Here is a 17,657-nt window from a genome sequence, read left to right as displayed (position 1 = left end):
ACACAATTAAGGACAGATCATTGGATTTTTTTAGTTATCAAAACGAGCACTTACATGCAGAACAATGCTCGGTAGCTGATTTAGCAAGTACTTATGGTACGCCTCTATACGTATATTCTCGCGCCACTATTGAGCGTCATTGGAAGGCTTTTGATAAAGCGGCGGGCGAACGTCCACATTTGATCTGTTATGCAGTAAAAGCCAACTCTAATCTTGCAGTATTGAACATTATGGCTCGCATGGGTTCGGGCTTCGATATTGTCTCTGGCGGCGAATTAGCCCGAGTGATTGAAGCTGGTGGCGATCCTAGTAAAGTTGTGTTTTCTGGTGTGGCAAAAACCGAAGCCGAAATCGCTGATGCACTTAATCACGGCATTCACTGTTTCAACGTTGAGTCTGAACCAGAGCTAGACCGTATTAGTCGCGTGGCCCAAAGCCTTGGCAAACAAGCGCCTATTTCTTTGCGTATTAATCCAGATATCGACGCGGGTACTCACCCTTATATTTCTACTGGCCTTAAAGAAAACAAATTCGGTATTGCCATTGAGCGTGCTCTGGAAGCCTATGCTTATGCGGCCAGTTTACCGGGCTTGAAGTTAGTTGGCGTAGATTGTCATATTGGCTCTCAGCTCACTGAGATTTCTCCTTTTGTAGAAGCCATTGATAAGTTGCTTGCCCTCATCGATCAATTGGCCGAGCAAGGCATTGTGATTGAGCACCTAGACGTAGGTGGCGGCTTAGGCGTTAATTACGATGATGAAGTACCGCCAGAGCCTGCAGATTACGCCAGTGCTTTAGCTGAGCGTTTAGGCGATCGTAAGCTCAAGCTATTGTTTGAGCCTGGCCGTGCAATCATGGCCAATGCTGGCATCTTGGTCTCTAAAGTTGAGTTCTTAAAAATGTCGGAGAGTAAAAACTTCGCCATTGTTGATGCTGCAATGAATGACTTATTGCGCCCTGCCTTATACAGCGCTTGGCAGCGAATTGTCCCTGTTATTAACAAGCCGGAACTGGCTATGGTCAGCTACGATGTGGTGGGACCTGTGTGTGAGACTGGCGACTTTTTAGGTAAAGATCGCGAATTGGCCATCGAACCTAATGATCACATTGCAGTGCGCTCTGCCGGAGCCTACGGTTTCACCATGAGCTCTAATTACAACTCGCGCTGTCGCGCCGCCGAAGTAATGGTAGATGGCGACAAAGCTCACCTAGTACGCGAGCGTGAAGTTTTAGCATCACTTTGGGCCGGCGAAACGCTGCTGCCTGAAGGATAAGCCAATGCTAGTAAACTTTACTAAAATGCACGGTTTGGGAAATGACTTTGTGGTTATCGACAATGTCACTCAAAACGTGTTTTTTAACCAAGAAGTGATCAGCCGTTTGGCTGATCGCAACTTTGGTATTGGTTTCGACCAGTTTTTGGTGGTTGAGCCACCTTACGATCCAGAACTAGATTTTCACTACCGTATTTTTAACGCTGATGGCAGTGAAGTAGAGCAATGTGGCAATGGCGCACGTTGCTTTGCCCGTTTTGTGGTAAATAAAGGGCTAACCAATAAACGCAGTATTGGCGTAAGTACTAAGTCTGGCAAAATCGTTTTGCATGTTGAGAACGACGGTCAGGTGACGGTGAATATGGGTGTGCCGGAATTTGAGCCAAGCAAAATTCCGTTTAAGGCTAAAAAAGCCGAGAAAACCTATATTTTGCGTGACCAAGAACAAACAGTATTTGCCGGGGCTGTTTCAATGGGCAACCCTCACTGCGTTTTGGAAGTCGACGACATCAGCCAAGCGCCACTAGAAACCTTGGGAATGCGCTTAGAAAAGCATGAGCGCTTTCCACAAAAGGTGAATGTGGGTTTTAGCCAAATTATCGACGACAAAAATATTAAGCTGCGCGTTTTTGAACGTGGGGTTGGTGAAACCCTCGCCTGTGGCACCGGCGCGTGTGCCGCCATGGTGGTGGGGCGCCAACAAGGTAAGTTGGCAGAGACAGTAAATGTAGACTTGCCCGGTGGGCGTCTACGTATTCAATGGGCTGGAGAAGGCAAACCGGTGAAAATGACCGGACCAGCAACAATGGTTTTTGATGGCCAGGTACATATATGAGTGAGTTTGATCTATCTCAGCCCCTGCTGATTGATGAAAGTTTGGTTGTCGAGTTTCTGCTCGACAATCCCGACTTTTTTGCGCGTCATCCAAGCCTTATTAAGCAACTACGTTTGCCGCATAAAGAAAAGGGTGCGGTTTCCTTGGTTGAGCTGCAAGTTCAGCGATTGCGTGACAAGGTGCTGAGCTTAGAACAAGAAATCACCGATCTAATGAGTGTGGCCAGCCTCAATGAGCGTATTTACCATGTTTATGTAGATTTGCTGCCAGACTTAATGGCTTGTGATTCGTTTGCCGAATTACAGCATCGCTTAAGCCGAGCCTTAGTGGATGACCTTGGTGTGGAACGTGTATCACTGCGCTTAAGCCACCAGTTCAACTTAGAAGATCTTTCGCCGGAATATGGCTTAGAGAAAGAGCAGATTGAGCGCGTAAGGGTGACACGTTTAAGCCAGCAGCCACATTACTTTGGCCGTATGACAAAAGGTGAGCTGGAGTTGTTATTTGATAACACCGACGACATTGCATCGGTAGCGCTAATGCCTTTGGGCAATAATGCAGAGCTGGGCTTTTTTGTGGCCGCCAGTCGTGACGCCGACCATTATGTAGCAGGCATGGACAGTTTATTGCTTACTCAGCTTTGTCAGGTTATCAGCAGTTTGTTATTACGATTAGTTCCGCTTCAGTCAGAGCAGTAAAATCTGATGATGCAGGATGATATAGAACGCTTCCTTCACTATTTAGAAGTGGAGCGTCGTTACAGCCCTGCCACTATAAGTTCCTACCAACGAAGTTTATTACAACAGAGTAAGCTGCTAGAAAATCTAGGCTGTAGCTCATGGCCTCAGGTGACCAGTGCCAACGTGCGTAGTGTATTACTTAAGCTTAAAACCAGTGGTTTGTCGGCACGCTCCATGGCTAATAAACTGTCGGCGTTACGCAGTTTCTTTAATTATTTACTTCAACAACAAAAAGTGAGCCTTAATCCGGTCGCTGGCGTTTCTGCACCCAAACAAAACAAACCTTTACCCAAGAATCTTGATGTTGATTCACTTAACCAACTACTCTCAATGCAGGGAGATGATTTAGTCGCTAGCCGAGATTTGGCGATGATGGAATTGTTTTACGCCAGCGGTATGCGTTTAGCCGAGTTAGTAAGTCTAAACGTACAAGATATCGACTTTAAACAGCGACAGGTTATTGTTACCGGCAAAGGCAATAAACAGCGTTGGGTGCCTTTTGGCAGCAAAGCGGAGCAGGCCCTAAAACACTGGCTTAAACAACGCCGACTATTGGTGATGGATGAAGAAGAGCCGGCACTATTTGTGAGCGTAAGGCAGCAGCGTATTAGTCATCGTACCGTGCAAAAACGTTTGCAGCATTGGGCGCAACAAATGCAGCTATCTAGTACCTTACATCCACATAAATTGCGCCATTCTTTTGCAACCCATTTGTTAGAAAGCAGTGGCGATTTGCGGGTGGTTCAAGAACTATTGGGTCATGCCAACCTTGCCACCACTCAAGTGTATACCCATCTTGATTTTACCCATCTAGCCACCAGTTACGACGCCGCCCATCCTAGAGCAAAGCGTAAATCTTAAATGAGTGATAGCATGATTTTTTATCGAAGTTGGTCACCAGTACAGGCTTTGTCTTTTGATTTAGACGATACCCTTTATGACAACTGGCCTTACATTAAGCGAGCTGAGCAATGGTTGACTGACTATCTCAAAGAGCAGGTATACGCTACTGCGCATCTTACGCATAGTCAGTGGCAAGCTTACAAGCGACAGGTTATTAAGCGAGATCCGCGTTTAAAAGGGGATGTAAGTGCTTGCCGTGTTGCTTGGTTACACCTCGCTTTTACCGAACATGGCATGGCAAACAGTGACGCTAGCCAGCTCGCTCAAGAGATTTTCCAGCAGTTTTTAGCGGTGCGCAGTGATTTTGAGGTACCTGCAGAGAGTCTTGCTTTGCTGCAAGCCTTGGCGCAGCGCTATCGATTGGTGGCCATAACTAACGGCAACGTTGATATTGCTAAAATTGGCTTAGGCAGTTTGTTTGAATTAGAACTTAAAGCTGGCGGCCAATTTAGAGCTAAACCCGCAGCTGATATGTACCAGTATGCTTGTCAGCAATTACAGCTTGCACCACAACAAATTGCTCACGTTGGCGACCACTGCATTACCGATGTAGCAGGTGCTACCAAAGCAGGTTATCGTTCAATTTGGCTTAATCAAAACAGCCAACAAGCGCGAAAACTACAAGCGCTTCCCGATATTGAAATAAGCCAACTGGCACAACTGCAACACCTGTTATAATATACAGGTGTTTTTACCCCTCAAGAGAATTCCATGGATATTTCCGAGCTGTTAGACGGCCTTAATGAAAAGCAGCGTGAAGCGGTTGCTGCGGCGCCAAGCAATATGTTACTGCTGGCGGGTGCCGGTAGTGGCAAAACGCGAGTATTGGTGCACCGCATCGCGTGGTTAATGCAGGTCGAGAATGTCTCGCCGCTATCGATTTTGTCGGTAACCTTTACCAATAAAGCGGCGGCTGAAATGCGCTCACGGGTAGAGAAGTTAGTGGGAAGTCGCTTTCAAGGTATGTGGATGGGCACCTTCCACTCTTTGGCACATCGCTTATTGCGTGCGCATTATCGCGATGCCGATTTACCCGAAGATTTTCAGATTATTGATTCGGACGATCAATACCGCCTACTACGCCGTTTAATTAAAGCCATGAACTTGGATGAAAAGCAGTGGCCAGCCAAGCAAGTGCAATGGTATATCAATGCGCGCAAAGATGAGGGGCAGCGCGCCGAGCACGTTGATTACAGTAATAATCCGATTGAGCGGCAGCAACTAGAAATTTATAAAGCCTATCAGCAAGCCTGTGACCGCTCCGGTTTGGTGGATTTTGCCGAGCTATTACTACGCGCTCACGAATTGTGGTTAAAACAGCCGCATATTTTGCAGCACTACCAACAGCGTTTTCGCCATATCTTGGTAGACGAGTTTCAAGATACCAACACCATTCAATATGCCTGGTTACGGATGTTGGTTACCGAGCATAATAACATCACCATCGTGGGTGATGATGACCAGTCTATTTATGGTTGGCGTGGTGCAAAAATCGAAAATATTCAAAGTTTTGAATTAGATGTGCCAAAGGTGAATACGATTCGCCTAGAGCAAAACTATCGAAGCAGCGCCAATATTCTTAAAGCCTCTAACCAGCTAATCGAAAATAACCAAGGGCGCATGGGCAAGAGCTTGTGGACCGATGACAAAGAAGGCGAGTTAATCTCGATTTACACCGCCTTTAATGACATTGATGAAGCGCGCTTTGTGGTAGCGCGTATTCAACAGCGAGTAGAGCAACACGGCGCAAGTTTGGCAGATTGTGCCATTTTGTATCGTAATAATGCCCAGTCGCGGGTATTGGAAGAAGCCTTGATGCAAGAGCGTTTGGCCTATCGGATTTATGGGGGTTTACGCTTCTTCGAGCGCCAAGAAATTAAAGATGCACTCGCCTACCTTAGATTAATTAGTAACCCCCACGATGACGCGTCCTTTGAGCGAGTGGTAAATACCCCAACCCGTGGCATTGGCCAACGTACTATCGAGCTGCTGCGCCAAGCTGCGCGTGAGCAACAGCTTAGCTTGTGGCAGGCAGTAGACTATTGTTTGCAACACAATGCCTTATCTGGCCGAGCGGCCAATGCGGTGAAGCAATTTGTTGAGTTGCTAGGGCAATTAAAGTTACAAACTCAAGAAATGGCCTTAGGTGAGCAAACCGATTACGTGATTAAAGGCTCTGGCTTATTGGCGATGTATCAAGCCGAGAAAGGTGAAAAGGCCCAAGCTCGAGTAGAAAACTTAGACGAGCTGGTTACCGCTACTCAGCAATTTACCCAAATGGAAGAAGACCAAGATCTTTCTCCCTTGGTAGCCTTTTTATCTCACGCCGCCTTAGAAGCTGGCGACAATCAAGCAGAAGCCGATGAAGCAGCGGTGCAGCTAATGACCTTGCACAGCGCTAAAGGTTTGGAATTTCCAGTGGTGTTTTTGGTGGGTGTTGAGGAAGGTATGTTCCCAAGTCAGCAGTCGGCCGAAGAATCTGGTCGCTTGGAAGAAGAGCGCCGCCTGTGTTATGTAGGCATGACCCGCGCTATGGAAAAGCTTTACCTCTGTCATGCCGAAAGTCGCCGTTTGTGGGGCAAAGAAGTATTTCATCCACCGTCGCGTTTTTTAAGAGAGTTGCCCAGCGAATGTTTGGACGAAGTGCGCTTAAATACAGCGGTAAGCCGACCGGTTCAACAAGGGCGGTTTTCTTCGCAAGTTCAACAAGCTGCCTTTGATGATAGTGGCTTTAGCTTAGGCCAGCGTGTATCGCACCCTAAGTTTGGCGCAGGTATTGTGCTTAACTACGAAGGCTCTGGGCAACAAAGTCGTGTGCAGGTGCAGTTTGAAGAAGCTGGCGCCAAATGGCTGGTATTGGCTTACGCCAGACTAGAAGCTATTTAACTAAGCCTATAATTAATGGTGAACCAAGCAGCCTAGTTAGGCTGCTTTTTTTGTTTGCGCTTGTTACCAACAGCGTCCCAAGTAAATACCGCTAAACCCAACCAAATAAAGGCAAAGGTGAGCAATTTCATTGGCTTAAGCGGTTCACCGTAAACGCTGGTGGCCAGCATAAACATCAGTGATGGGCCAATGTATTGAAAAAAGCCAATGGTTGATAAGCGTAAGCGGGTGGCTGCGGCTGCAAAACATAACAACGGCAGAGTTGTGACAATGCCTGCGCTAAGCAGTAGCGCATTTAAACCTAAACTGTTGTTAACTAGGTGACTGGTAGAAGAATCGGCAAATATCCACAAATACGCGGCGGCCAATGGTAATAGCCATAGTGTTTCTACAAACAAACCCGGTAAAGCGCCCAAGTTAACTTTCTTGCGTAACAAGCCGTATAATCCAAAACTCACTGCTAGGCTGATTGCAATCCAAGGTAGGGAGCCATAGCTAATTACTTGAATTAATACGCCAATCAAAGCCAAACTAATGGCAAGCCATTGAGCACGACGAAAACGCTCACCCAAGAACAGCATGCCCAGTATCACGTTAAATAGTGGATTGATGTAATAGCCTAAACTGGCATCGAGCATACGATCGTTGTTCACTGCCCAAATAAAAATTAGCCAATTAATGCCAATTAGTACCGAGGTAAGTGCCAATATTGCCAATTGCTTGGGGTGCTTGATTACGGCGCTCACCGCCGACCACTGTTTGCCTACGGCTAGCATCATCGCAACAAAAACGCAGGACCATAGCACCCGATGCGCTAAAATTTCGTATGCAGGTACGGCACTTAAGCTCTTAAAATAAATAGGGGCAAAACCCCACATAATGTACGCGGCGAGAGCAAATATAACGCCGTGTTTAGTGGCTTGATTAGGCATAAACAATGAAAAAGGAAGAAAAGTCAGCGTAGTGTAGCAGGCAGGTGGTTAAGCAGCCATATATTAGCAGTCTAAGTTTTGTCAGCTAGCTAGACAGCCGAAGCGGCTTCGCAATATAGCTTGCTCCAAACTTTATGTAGTTGTGGTTCTGCTTGGCACAATGTGTCGATTTTCTGAATGATGGCTTTGCTCTGGCTATTTTGTGCTTCTAGCAACAGATGGAGCAGATGACCTAATACACCATGCACAAAACGTTCGTTTAAGGGCTCGTGATAGCTTTGCCAAGCTCGAACACAGCTATAGCCGGGAATGATGTCTTTCGCGTAGCTAGATAGAATGCGCATTGGCCAAGGGCGTTGAATCTCATCTTGAGTATTCAAACATTCTAGTAAGGGTTGTTGGATATGAAGGTAACGCAATAGGCAGCGGTCGCGCTCGTTTAGGCAATCATCATGGATTTGCTCGAAATGCTGTAAGTCTTGCTCTGGTTTCTCAAATATTCCTAGCTGCTTACATTCAACAATGCGGTAGTCGGGGAAGTGGGCAAAATCGCCATAACCTTCTAGCTCGTGTTCGAGCCATTGGTCCAAATCTTCTAGCTGTAAGTCGGCATTAATCTTTTTTACTTCTAGTAACACGCTATTTAAAGTATTGATTAACAAAGAGGAGCTGTAAGTTGTGCTCATTATTTTACTAGCCTGTGCCGCAGTCGATGTCCTAATTTAGTATAGCCCTAACTGAGTGGAAACCATCAACATTGAATTGATATTTCGACAAAAATTCCTTTTTTGATGGCAAGTTTGCTGCACTAACCCACTAAGTAAGTACCCGTGCCAAAGGCAATGTGGGTGCCTTCTTGATTGTGCAGCTCCATACGTGCAACGGTAACCTTATTGCCGGAGCGGATTATCTCGGCAGTGGCGTAAAACACTTCACCAATACCTGGACGCAGATAGTCGATGCGCAGATCAATGGTGCCGGTTTTGGATATGCGCGCAGACAGCTCTTTACTGGATAGATTTTCCAAACGTTTTACTGCCGCTGCTGCTGCGGTCATTCCCCCGGCTACATCTAGAATGGTTGCGGTGGCGCCACCATGCAAGATGCCGTGTATCGGATTGCCCACTAGTTTTGGGTCCATGGGCAGTTTTAGTTTTACTCCGGTCGCGCTGTAATCCATGAGCTCGATGCCAAGTAATTGATTAAACGGCATTTGATTGATGAAGGTGTCGGCGATGGCTTGGCGCCACTTTTGTTGTCTTGGGCTGGTCATGCTGTATCCATACAAAATTAAACGCTTGTTTAAATACTGTATAGCGAGAAAAGAATAAAGGCAAACCAAGACAAGCCGCCATAGCTTGATTACAATGTGCGACCGATTAGCCACTCTGTTTTTGGATTTCTAGCCTTAATGCAACGCGCCCAGCAAGTTTTACAAGATGTATTTGGTTTTGCCGAGTTTAGAACTGGGCAGGCTGCGGTGATCGAGCGCTTGTTAGATAACAAAGATTGCTTGGCGATTATGCCAACCGGTGGCGGAAAATCACTGTGTTACCAGATCCCAGCGTTGGTTAAGCCGGGTTTAACCGTAGTGGTGTCGCCGCTTATCTCCTTAATGAAAGACCAAGTAGATAGTCTGCAACATAATGGTGTTAGCGCCGCATATTTAAACTCAAGTTTAGAGCGTGAGCAGCAGTTTCAAATTTATCGTAGTTTGCAGCAAGGCGATTTAAAACTGTTATACATCTCTCCCGAGCGGCTGATCAATGGCGATTTAATTGAACGCTTACAAGCGATGCCTTTGGCAATGTTTGCCATCGATGAAGCGCATTGTATTTCTCAGTGGGGGCACGATTTCCGGCCAGAATATAATGCCCTTGGTTGCTTAAAACAAAATTTTCCTGAGGTGCCTTTAGTGGCCTTAACGGCTACTGCTGACGATACTACCCGCCAAGACATACTGCAGCGGCTTGGTTTGCCTGATGCCTTCACTCTAGTATCAAGTTTTGACCGACCGAATATTCGTTACACTCTACAAGAAAAGTATCGCCCCTGGCAGCAGCTTAGCGATTATGTAAAACGCCGTAAGGAAGATAGCGGCATTGTTTATTGCAGTAGCCGAAAACGGGTCGAAGAATTAGCCTTAAAACTTAGTGCAGAAGGTATTCGCTGCGCGGCTTATCATGCTGGTTTGCCTATCGAGCAGCGCCAATTAGTGCAAGAGCAATTTCAGCGTGATGAAGTAGAGGTAGTTGTGGCTACCGTTGCTTTTGGTATGGGTATCGACAAACCTAACGTGCGTTATGTTTTTCACTATGACATTCCTCGTAACATAGAAGCCTACTATCAAGAAACCGGCCGCGCGGGCCGCGATGGTACCGAAGCCGAAGCGGTGTTTTTGTACGATCCAGCCGATGCCAACTGGGTGCGGCGAATGATTGATGAAAACGAGAATGAACAACAGCGCCAAGTTGAGAGTCATAAGTTTAATGCTATTGTCGCCTTTGCCGAGGCGCAAACTTGTCGGCGTCAGGTATTGCTTAACTACTTTGGTGAATACCTCGCCAAGCCCTGCGGTAACTGTGATGTATGCTTAGATCCACCTAAGCAATATGATGGCTTACAAGATGCGCAAAAAGCCTTGTCTTGTGTCTATCGGCTTGGTCAGCGTTTTGGTATTGGTTATGTGATTGAAGTGCTGCGTGGCAGCATGGGACAGCGTATTTTAGAACAGGGCCATGATAAGCTTTCTACTCATGGTATTGGTAAAAGCGCCAGTCACGAGCATTGGATGAGTGTGCTGCGTCAGCTTATTCATTTAGGTTTGTTGCAGCAAAATATTGCGCGTAGCTCGGTACTACAATTGACCGAAGCAGCACGACCATTTTTAAAAGGTGAACAGCCCTTATCACTGGCGGTACCGCGCTTAAATACCACTAAGCAAAGTAAAAAAGCCACTAGTTACGGTGTTTACGATAAACGATTATTCGCTTTGTTACGTAATTTAAGAAAGCGTTTAGCCGACGAAGAATCGGTGCCGCCGTTTGTGGTATTTAACGACGCCACATTAATAGAAATGGCCCAGCAAGTGCCGCAAACTCAACACGAGATGTTAGCCATAAGTGGCGTTGGTTTGAAGAAGCTAGAACGCTACGGTTATCAGTTTTTAGGTTTAATCGACCAATATCAGGCCAGTTAAGACGCCGCCCTATTTAAGGATCGCAGATGGAATTTGTGAATCGTTTTTCCAATGAACTACCCGAGTTATGCCATCAGCAGCAGCCTACGCCGCTAAAAGATCCAGAGTTGGTGGCATATAGCCAGGCCGCTGCTGAGTTAATTGGCCTAGACAGTGAGTTTATGCAGGGAGAGCAGGCGCTTGGCCTAAGCGCTGGTAAGTTACTTATCGAAGGCATGCAGCCTACCTCAACGGTATACGCTGGCCATCAGTTTGGTGGATATTCTCCGCAATTAGGTGACGGTCGAGCCTTGCTACTTGGTGAAACAGTAAACGCGCAAGGTGAGTACTGGGAACTGCAACTTAAAGGCTCGGGTTTAACGCCTTTCTCTCGCCAAGGTGATGGTAAAGCAGTATTGCGTTCTAGCATACGCGAGTTTTTAGCTAGTGAAGCTATGGCCGCTTTAGGCATTGCAACAACCCGCGCATTAAGCTTAACGGTAGGTAGCGGTTTAGTGCAGCGTGAACGCTTTGAAAAAGAAGCTATGCTGCTACGTATGGCGCCTAGCCATATTCGTTTTGGTCATTTTGAATACCTGTATTACCAGCAACAAACTCAACCCTTAAAACGCTTGGTAGACTTTTGCTTAAGCCATTATTTTAGCGATTGTTTAACTGCCGAAAATCCGGTGCTAGCTATGTTAGAACAAGTAGTGGATAGCACCGCGTTGATGATTGCTAAGTGGCAGGCCGAAGGCTTTTGTCATGGCGTAATGAATACCGACAATATGTCGATATTGGGCTTAACCATCGATTATGGCCCTTATGGGTTTTTAGATGACTACAACCCTAGACACGTTTGTAACCATAGCGATCATTATGGACGCTATGCCTTTAATCAGCAGCCCGCTGTAGGTTTATGGAACTTACAACGTTTGGCACAAGCCTTGTCTGACTATGTACCCAGCGCCAAAACTGAGCCGCTTTGGATACGCTACCAGCAGAAAATCAATCAACATTACCAGCAGTTGATGCTAAATAAGTTAGGTTTAAGCCAGTGGCAAGATGACGATGAACAGCTATTAGGTTTGCTGCTTAAAGTTATCGCCGAACAAAAGGCCGATTACCACCAAAGCCTGCGTGCCTTGGCGCAGGACCAAAACCAATTAACTAAACAATTGCCTGATGCTTGGCAGGCTTGGTTGAAGTTATACCGTCAGCGCTGTCATCAAAGTGATGTTGATGAGCAACAGCGGATATCGGGCATTCAGCAGCATGTGCCTTTATACATATTGCGCAACTACTTGGCGCAGCAGGTGATAGAACAAGCGGAAGATGGCTGTTATGAGCAGTTGCGCCAGCTGCATCAGGTACTCAATACTCCGTTTACTGAGCAAGCTGATGCTCAGCATTTTGCGGCTCCACCACCCGCTTGGGGTAAGTGCTTGGAGATATCATGCAGCAGCTAGCAAATGGCGTAGAAATATTATCGGAGCATGCGGTAGCTACTATTGCTAAGCAGTTCTCCGAATCACAGTTTTTGGCTAGTGCGCAGCAGTTTGTAAAGCAGCAACAATGGCAACAAGCTTTTGTTGAACAAGGCGCCGATTGGCAAGTTTTAGGTTTTTATATTGAACAACAGTTATGGTGGTTTCGTTACGATGCACTAAGTCAGGGCGCTTGGTTTGAATGCGCCAATAGTGAGCATTTTCACACGAGCTCTGCCCCATTATTGGCTGCCTTAAATCATGCCAATTTTGACTAAACAAAATTATATTTTTAGGCTGATTAAAATGTGATCCATTACAAGGTTTCCCGCAGGCTTATCTTCTATATTAATCCACCTGCCAGCGTTGAGTTGTTTATTAATTCACCGTATGGCCGCGAAAAGCAATGTCACGGAATGATGTTTTCCACAATAAGGGAACTGTTTGCTGCTCCAATTTCTTGCCTTTCTTTATCTGTAAGTTACTGAATTAAAACTTATTTGTTGTTTTCTATTTAGCTTGTGAATTTTTCGCGAGAGAATTGCTGCTGTTTGTTAACAGAGTTATCCACAATTTGTAGCAGGCTATTACGCTTAGCTCTGGTGCATTTAGGGTGGCTGTGGCATCATCGAGCGCAATGAAAATCTGAACGATGGATCACGGTAATGGCAACCCTTCCCGACCAACCCTTAGTGCTTGTTGACGGCTCTTCTTATCTTTATCGCGCTTACTACGCTCCTCCTCATCTAACTAACTCTAAAGGTGAAGCCACCGGCGCAGTTTATGGCGTGGTTAACATGCTACGCAGTTTGCTTAAGCAATTTAAGCCAGAGCACATTGTGGTGGTGTTTGATGCCAAGGGTAAAACCTTTCGTGACGACATCTATAAAGAATACAAAGCCAATCGCCCTTCTATGCCGGATGATTTGCGTAGTCAAATAGCCCCTTTACACGCAGTAATTAAAGCGATGGGTTTGCCTCTAGTAGCCATTGAAGGTGTTGAAGCCGATGATGTTATTGGTACCTTAGCTAAGCAAGCTTCGGCCGAGAACAAAGCGGTAGTGATTAGCACTGGTGATAAAGACATGGCGCAGCTGGTGGATGAAAATATCACCTTGATTAATACCATGACCGATACAGTGATGGATCGTGCTGGCGTTATCGATAAGTTTGGCGTACCGCCGGAGCTGATTATTGATTACTTAGCGCTAATGGGCGACAAAGTAGATAACATTCCTGGCTTACCAGGGGTGGGCGAGAAAACTGCTTTGGCTATGTTGCAAGGCATTGGTGGCGTGGATGATTTATTAGCCGACCCAGACGCGGTTGCACCATTAGGTTTTCGCGGCTCTAAAACCATGCCTAAAAAGCTGCGTGAACATGCCGAAGATGCCCGTTTATCCTATTTATTAGCCACCATTAAATGTGATGTTGAAGTCGGTTTTAGCATGGATGACATGTTGCGTACCGAAGAAGACAAAGATGCGCTGATTAAATTATTCGGTGAATTGGAGTTCAAGCGCTGGCTGAGTGAAGCGCTTAGCCCATCAAATAACAGCGCCGCAGCAGAACCAAATGCTGAGGCCGAAGTGGCTGCTCCTGCTGTTGAGCTTAAAGGAGAGTACGAGACTATTCTTACTAAGCAGCAGTTTGAAGAATGGTTGGAACGCCTAAATAGCGCTGAGCTTATCGCTATTGATACCGAAACCACCTCGCTTAACTACATGCAAGCTGAGCTAGTGGGTTTGTCTTTTGCCGTTGAAGCAGGCAAAGCGGCTTACTTACCGGTAGCTCACGATTATTTAGATGCGCCTGAGCAACTAGAGCGTGATTGGGTATTAGCGCAGCTTAAACCATTATTGGAAGATCCTAATAAAGCGAAAGTTGGCCAAAACCTTAAGTACGATGCCAGTGTGCTTGCACGCTACGACATTGCGCTCAAAGGCATTAAGTACGACACCATGCTGGAGTCGTATGTGCTCAATAGCACCATTACTCGCCACGATATGGACTCGTTGTCGTTACAGTACTTGCAACACAAAACCATCAAGTTTGAAGACATCGCAGGTAAAGGCGCTAAACAACTTACCTTCAATCATATTGAACTTGAAACAGCAGCACCTTATGCAGCAGAAGATGCAGACGTTACCTTACGCTTGCACCAAACTCTGTGGGCCAAGCTAGAGAAAGAGCCAAAGTTGAAAAGCTTGTTCGAAGAAGTCGAGTTGCCTTTGGTCAGTGTATTATCGCAAACCGAGCGTCAAGGCGTGCGTATTGATAGCCAACGCTTAGCGCAGCATAGTTTGTCTTTAGGCGAGCGTATCGACGGTTTAGAGAAGCAAGCGCATGAACTAGCAGGTGAACCATTTAACTTAGGTTCTCCTAAGCAGCTGCAAACCATTTTGTTTGAAAAAATGGAATTGCCGGTGATTAAGAAAACCCCAAAAGGTGCGCCGTCTACTGCCGAGGAAGTGCTGCAAGAGCTGGCGTTAGATTACAGTTTACCAAAAGTGATTTTAGAATATCGAAGCCTGTCTAAACTAAAATCTACTTACACCGACAAATTGCCTAAAATGGTAGAGCCAAGCACTGGCAGAGTGCATACCTCTTATCATCAAGCGGTAACAGCAACGGGGCGTTTCTCATCTACCGATCCTAACTTGCAAAATATTCCTATTCGCCATGAAGAAGGACGTAAAGTTCGTCAGGCTTTTGTACCTGCCGATGGTTACAAACTGGTCGCGATAGATTATTCACAAATTGAGCTGCGTATCATGGCGCATCTTTCTCAAGATGCTGGCTTGCTAAAAGCCTTTGCTGCCGGAGAAGACATTCATAAAGCCACTGCTGCAGAAGTATTTGGTAAAGAGCTAGAAGCAGTAAGTGGCGATGAGCGCCGCAGCGCCAAAGCGATTAACTTTGGCTTAATTTACGGTATGAGTGCCTTTGGTTTAGCTAAGCAGTTAGGCATTGCTCGAGCCGATGCGCAAAACTACATGAATCGTTATTTTGAGCGCTACCCTGCGGTGTTGGACTACATGGACAGCACTCGAGATTTTTGCCAAGAACACGGATATGTAGAAACCTTGTTTGGCCGCCGCTTGTATTTGCCTGAAATTAATTCACGTAACGGCATGCGTAAAAAAGCTGCCGAGCGTGCTGCGGTAAACGCGCCAATGCAAGGAACCGCTGCCGACATTATTAAAAAGGCAATGATTGCTGTTGCTCAATGGCTAGATACTCAACCCAGTGAGCATTGTAAGATGTTAATGCAGGTTCACGATGAACTGGTATTTGAAGTATTAGAAAGCGAGTTGGATAAAGTTGTACCGAAGCTTACCGAGCTGATGGAACAGGCAGTGACACTAGATTTACCACTCGTTGCCGAATCAGGTATTGGTGAAAACTGGGATGAAGCCCACTAGTGCTACATAGTGGAAGATAGCAAAGGAGGCCATGGCCTCCTTTTTTTTGCCTCAAGGTTTTGCGAATTTTGGTAATTATGAAAACCTTTTCGCGTAATTTAAAAACCAACATATACCTCTAAAGTGAAATTTCCTTACAAAAAGTGCTTTATTTTTCATCGGTGATCCTCTAGAGTAACTCTTGTAGGGTACAGAGGTAAGATGTTCTATCTTTCAGACCTTTATTTCACGTAGTTGAAAAAGGCTATTTTGCCGCCCCGATGGGTTTCCATCGGGGCGTTTTTTTGTCTTAATGCCAGTGATTGCCTGCCTTCTCTCTCATTTTTTAAACTCATTTATGCTCCTTGTCTAAGGGGGGCTCTAAGTGTTGTTTCTTATTTTCTAATATTTGGTTGCTAAATTACGATATTTGGGAATTTTGTATTCAAAATACCACTGCTTGATGATGTTCGATTGCTGTTGGCTTAAGGACTGGGTGAATAACAAAAGCTTCTATGAAAGAAAATTGCACATTTTTAGAAAATTTTGTGAACTAATCGATTTTCAGAGAGTCATAATTAGTGCAATTGGAATAGTGCTTTCAGTTTTTAAGAATTTCTTTTCTTACATGCCTCATCGGACGATGGGGCTTTTTTTTGCCTGCTGTTTAATGCTGAGAGGTGTTGGTTTAGGCTCTGGATAGAAAAACGCCACTGTAAAGTGGCGTTTGGGTTTAGCTAATACCTTGCTTACTCGTAGTAAGGCTTAATCACTTCAATCTTGCCGTTATCGTCAATGTTCAGCTCAGCCATCTTAATGCTGCGTAAGTGGGTTTGACCAGCCGATAAAGTGCTATCGTGGTAGAACAAGAACCACTTGTCTTGGTACTTCACAATCGAGTGATGAGTTGTCCAGCCTAGCACTGGCTCTAAAATAACGCCTTCATAGCGGAACGGCCCATAAGGTGACTCACTGCTCGCGTAAGCAATTTTGTGGGTATCGCCTGTAGAGTAAGAGAAGTAGTAACGGCCGTTGTGCTTGTGCATCCATGGGCCTTCAAAATAGCGGCGTTCGTTGTCGCCTGCTAACAGCACATCGCCATTCTCATCGACAATTTCGATTTCCTGCGGCGTTTCAGCAAACTCCAGCATATCGTCGGTCATTTTAGCCACTAAGGGTTTTAGCGCTGGTTGGTCGTCGGCAGGGAACTGCTCTTCACCAAACTCGCCGTTGCGCCAGTTTTGTAATTGGCCACCCCATAAACCGCCAAAATACATGTAGTGACTACCGTCTTCGTCTTTGAATACCGCAGGGTCGATGCTAAAGCTGCCTTTAATTGCTTCTGCTTGTGGGGTGAAAGGTCCTTCCGGCTGATCGCCAACTGCTACACCAATTTGGAAAATGCCATCGTAGTTGCGCGCAGGGAAGTATAAGTAGTACTTGCCATCTTTTTCTGCAGCGTCTGGCGCCCACATTTGTTTCTCTGCCCAAGGCACGTCTTTTACGTCTAGCGCGTTACCATGGTCGGTGACTACGCCAAAAGGACGGTCTAATGAGAAAACATGGTAATCACGCATGTCAAAGTGATCGCCGTTGTCATTTAGTGGCTGACCGTTATCTACATCGTGAGAGGGATATACGTAAAGCTTGCCGTTAAATACATGGGCTGAAGGATCGGCGGTATACATATGCGTCACTAAGGCGCCACTAATCGGCTTTAGCTGGTCGGCACGTGCTTTATCTGCTGCGGTTACCGCTTCCGCATCACTGATCTCGCTAGGTTCTTCTACCCTAGTCTTCGTTGCGTCATTCACGCTCATGGTATTTCCTCATTAAGTTTTTGCGTCAGTATAACGATCTCAAACTTGATAAGTTTTACGTTCTTCGGTAGCCCAATTGTAAAATTTGTCCCGCAAGCACAATTTGTCATTAAACTATGATCAAGTGCACAAGCAGTGGGATATTTCATGAAACCTCATGAAATAAATGACGCTCGCTATGATGCGCTGGTTTGCTTT

At 45.9% G+C, this 17,657-nt stretch carries 14 protein-coding genes; 10 read left to right on the top strand and 4 right to left on the bottom strand.

What is annotated here, in order from left to right:
• Window positions 1–20: 20 nt before the first annotated feature.
• Genes lysA through uvrD form a run of 6 tightly spaced genes read left to right on the top strand, consistent with a single transcriptional unit; the run spans window position 21 to window position 6,638 of the window.
• Window positions 21–1,274: a diaminopimelate decarboxylase gene (gene lysA, locus OV592_RS20660; RefSeq protein ID WP_406609859.1), complete on the top strand. Its 1,254-nt coding sequence runs from the start codon at window positions 21–23 to the stop codon at window positions 1,272–1,274.
• Between the two features lie 4 nt (window positions 1,275–1,278).
• Window positions 1,279–2,109: a diaminopimelate epimerase gene (gene dapF / locus OV592_RS20655; protein WP_016400067.1), complete on the top strand. Its 831-nt coding sequence runs from the start codon at window positions 1,279–1,281 to the stop codon at window positions 2,107–2,109.
• On the top strand, window positions 2,106–2,807 hold the full coding sequence (locus OV592_RS20650) for a DUF484 family protein (RefSeq protein WP_016400066.1): 702 nt from the start codon (window positions 2,106–2,108) through the stop codon (window positions 2,805–2,807). Before dapF ends, OV592_RS20650 begins: the two co-directional genes overlap by 4 nt.
• Window positions 2,808–2,813: 6 nt before the next feature.
• Window positions 2,814–3,710, top strand: a complete 897-nt coding sequence (gene xerC, locus OV592_RS20645; protein ID WP_406609858.1) for a tyrosine recombinase XerC — start codon at window positions 2,814–2,816, stop codon at window positions 3,708–3,710.
• On the top strand, window positions 3,711–4,430 hold the full coding sequence (locus OV592_RS20640; protein ID WP_016400064.1) for an HAD-IA family hydrolase: 720 nt from the start codon (window positions 3,711–3,713) through the stop codon (window positions 4,428–4,430). It begins immediately after the preceding gene.
• A gap of 33 nt (window positions 4,431–4,463) precedes the next feature.
• The gene (uvrD, locus tag OV592_RS20635; RefSeq protein ID WP_406609857.1) at window positions 4,464–6,638 is read left to right on the top strand and encodes a DNA helicase II; all 2,175 of its coding nucleotides are present in this window, start codon (window positions 4,464–4,466) and stop codon (window positions 6,636–6,638) included.
• Between the two features lie 32 nt (window positions 6,639–6,670).
• Here uvrD and rarD read toward each other — a convergent pair whose 3' ends face one another.
• From rarD to OV592_RS20620, 3 genes are all read right to left on the bottom strand, one after another.
• The gene (gene rarD, locus OV592_RS20630) at window positions 6,671–7,570 is read right to left on the bottom strand and encodes an EamA family transporter RarD (protein ID WP_406609856.1); all 900 of its coding nucleotides are present in this window, start codon (window positions 7,568–7,570) and stop codon (window positions 6,671–6,673) included.
• A gap of 89 nt (window positions 7,571–7,659) precedes the next feature.
• A complete protein-coding gene (locus tag OV592_RS20625; RefSeq protein WP_040306726.1) occupies window positions 7,660–8,256 on the bottom strand; it encodes a hypothetical protein in 597 nt (198 codons plus the stop codon).
• A 122-nt stretch (window positions 8,257–8,378) separates the two neighbouring features.
• Window positions 8,379–8,843: a thioesterase family protein gene (locus OV592_RS20620; RefSeq protein ID WP_406609855.1), complete on the bottom strand. Its 465-nt coding sequence runs from the start codon at window positions 8,841–8,843 to the stop codon at window positions 8,379–8,381.
• Between the two features lie 138 nt (window positions 8,844–8,981).
• Between OV592_RS20620 and recQ the strand changes: the two genes are divergently transcribed.
• The 4 genes from recQ (at window position 8,982) to polA (ending at window position 15,660) form a co-directional block, all read left to right on the top strand.
• Window positions 8,982–10,769 (top strand): DNA helicase RecQ, encoded by a 1,788-nt coding sequence (gene recQ, locus OV592_RS20615; protein WP_406609854.1) that lies wholly within the window; start codon window positions 8,982–8,984, stop codon window positions 10,767–10,769.
• A gap of 26 nt (window positions 10,770–10,795) precedes the next feature.
• Window positions 10,796–12,217: a protein adenylyltransferase SelO gene (locus tag OV592_RS20610; RefSeq protein WP_406609853.1), complete on the top strand. Its 1,422-nt coding sequence runs from the start codon at window positions 10,796–10,798 to the stop codon at window positions 12,215–12,217.
• The gene (locus tag OV592_RS20605) at window positions 12,205–12,513 is read left to right on the top strand and encodes a hypothetical protein (protein WP_406609852.1); all 309 of its coding nucleotides are present in this window, start codon (window positions 12,205–12,207) and stop codon (window positions 12,511–12,513) included. Before OV592_RS20610 ends, OV592_RS20605 begins: the two co-directional genes overlap by 13 nt.
• Before the next feature lie 387 nt (window positions 12,514–12,900).
• A complete protein-coding gene (polA, locus tag OV592_RS20600; RefSeq protein WP_406609851.1) occupies window positions 12,901–15,660 on the top strand; it encodes a DNA polymerase I in 2,760 nt (919 codons plus the stop codon).
• A gap of 728 nt (window positions 15,661–16,388) precedes the next feature.
• Here the strand turns inward: polA and OV592_RS20595 are convergent.
• Window positions 16,389–17,459, bottom strand: a complete 1,071-nt coding sequence (locus OV592_RS20595) for a glycoside hydrolase family 43 protein (RefSeq protein WP_406609850.1) — start codon at window positions 17,457–17,459, stop codon at window positions 16,389–16,391.
• Window positions 17,460–17,657 lie beyond the last annotated feature (198 nt).

Source organism: Agarivorans sp. JK6 (genome assembly GCF_045277145.1).
In the GTDB taxonomy this organism is placed as follows: domain Bacteria; phylum Pseudomonadota; class Gammaproteobacteria; order Enterobacterales; family Celerinatantimonadaceae; genus Agarivorans; species Agarivorans albus.
Note: the sequence above shows the minus strand (reverse complement) of the source record. Positions and strands in the feature narration are given on the sequence as shown.

Coding starts and splice junctions, on each gene's coding strand:
- polA (WP_406609851.1), top strand. CDS start 12,901: ATGGCAACCCTTCCCGACCAACCCTTAGTGCTTGTTGACGGCTCTTCT.
- recQ (WP_406609854.1), top strand. CDS start 8,982: ATGCAACGCGCCCAGCAAGTTTTACAAGATGTATTTGGTTTTGCCGAG.
- rarD (WP_406609856.1), bottom strand. CDS start 7,570: ATGCCTAATCAAGCCACTAAACACGGCGTTATATTTGCTCTCGCCGCG.
- uvrD (WP_406609857.1), top strand. CDS start 4,464: ATGGATATTTCCGAGCTGTTAGACGGCCTTAATGAAAAGCAGCGTGAA.
- OV592_RS20650 (WP_016400066.1), top strand. CDS start 2,106: ATGAGTGAGTTTGATCTATCTCAGCCCCTGCTGATTGATGAAAGTTTG.
- OV592_RS20625 (WP_040306726.1), bottom strand. CDS start 8,256: ATGAGCACAACTTACAGCTCCTCTTTGTTAATCAATACTTTAAATAGC.
- OV592_RS20610 (WP_406609853.1), top strand. CDS start 10,796: ATGGAATTTGTGAATCGTTTTTCCAATGAACTACCCGAGTTATGCCAT.
- OV592_RS20640 (WP_016400064.1), top strand. CDS start 3,711: ATGAGTGATAGCATGATTTTTTATCGAAGTTGGTCACCAGTACAGGCT.
- dapF (WP_016400067.1), top strand. CDS start 1,279: ATGCTAGTAAACTTTACTAAAATGCACGGTTTGGGAAATGACTTTGTG.
- OV592_RS20605 (WP_406609852.1), top strand. CDS start 12,205: ATGCAGCAGCTAGCAAATGGCGTAGAAATATTATCGGAGCATGCGGTA.
- OV592_RS20620 (WP_406609855.1), bottom strand. CDS start 8,843: ATGACCAGCCCAAGACAACAAAAGTGGCGCCAAGCCATCGCCGACACC.
- OV592_RS20595 (WP_406609850.1), bottom strand. CDS start 17,459: ATGAGCGTGAATGACGCAACGAAGACTAGGGTAGAAGAACCTAGCGAG.
- xerC (WP_406609858.1), top strand. CDS start 2,814: ATGATGCAGGATGATATAGAACGCTTCCTTCACTATTTAGAAGTGGAG.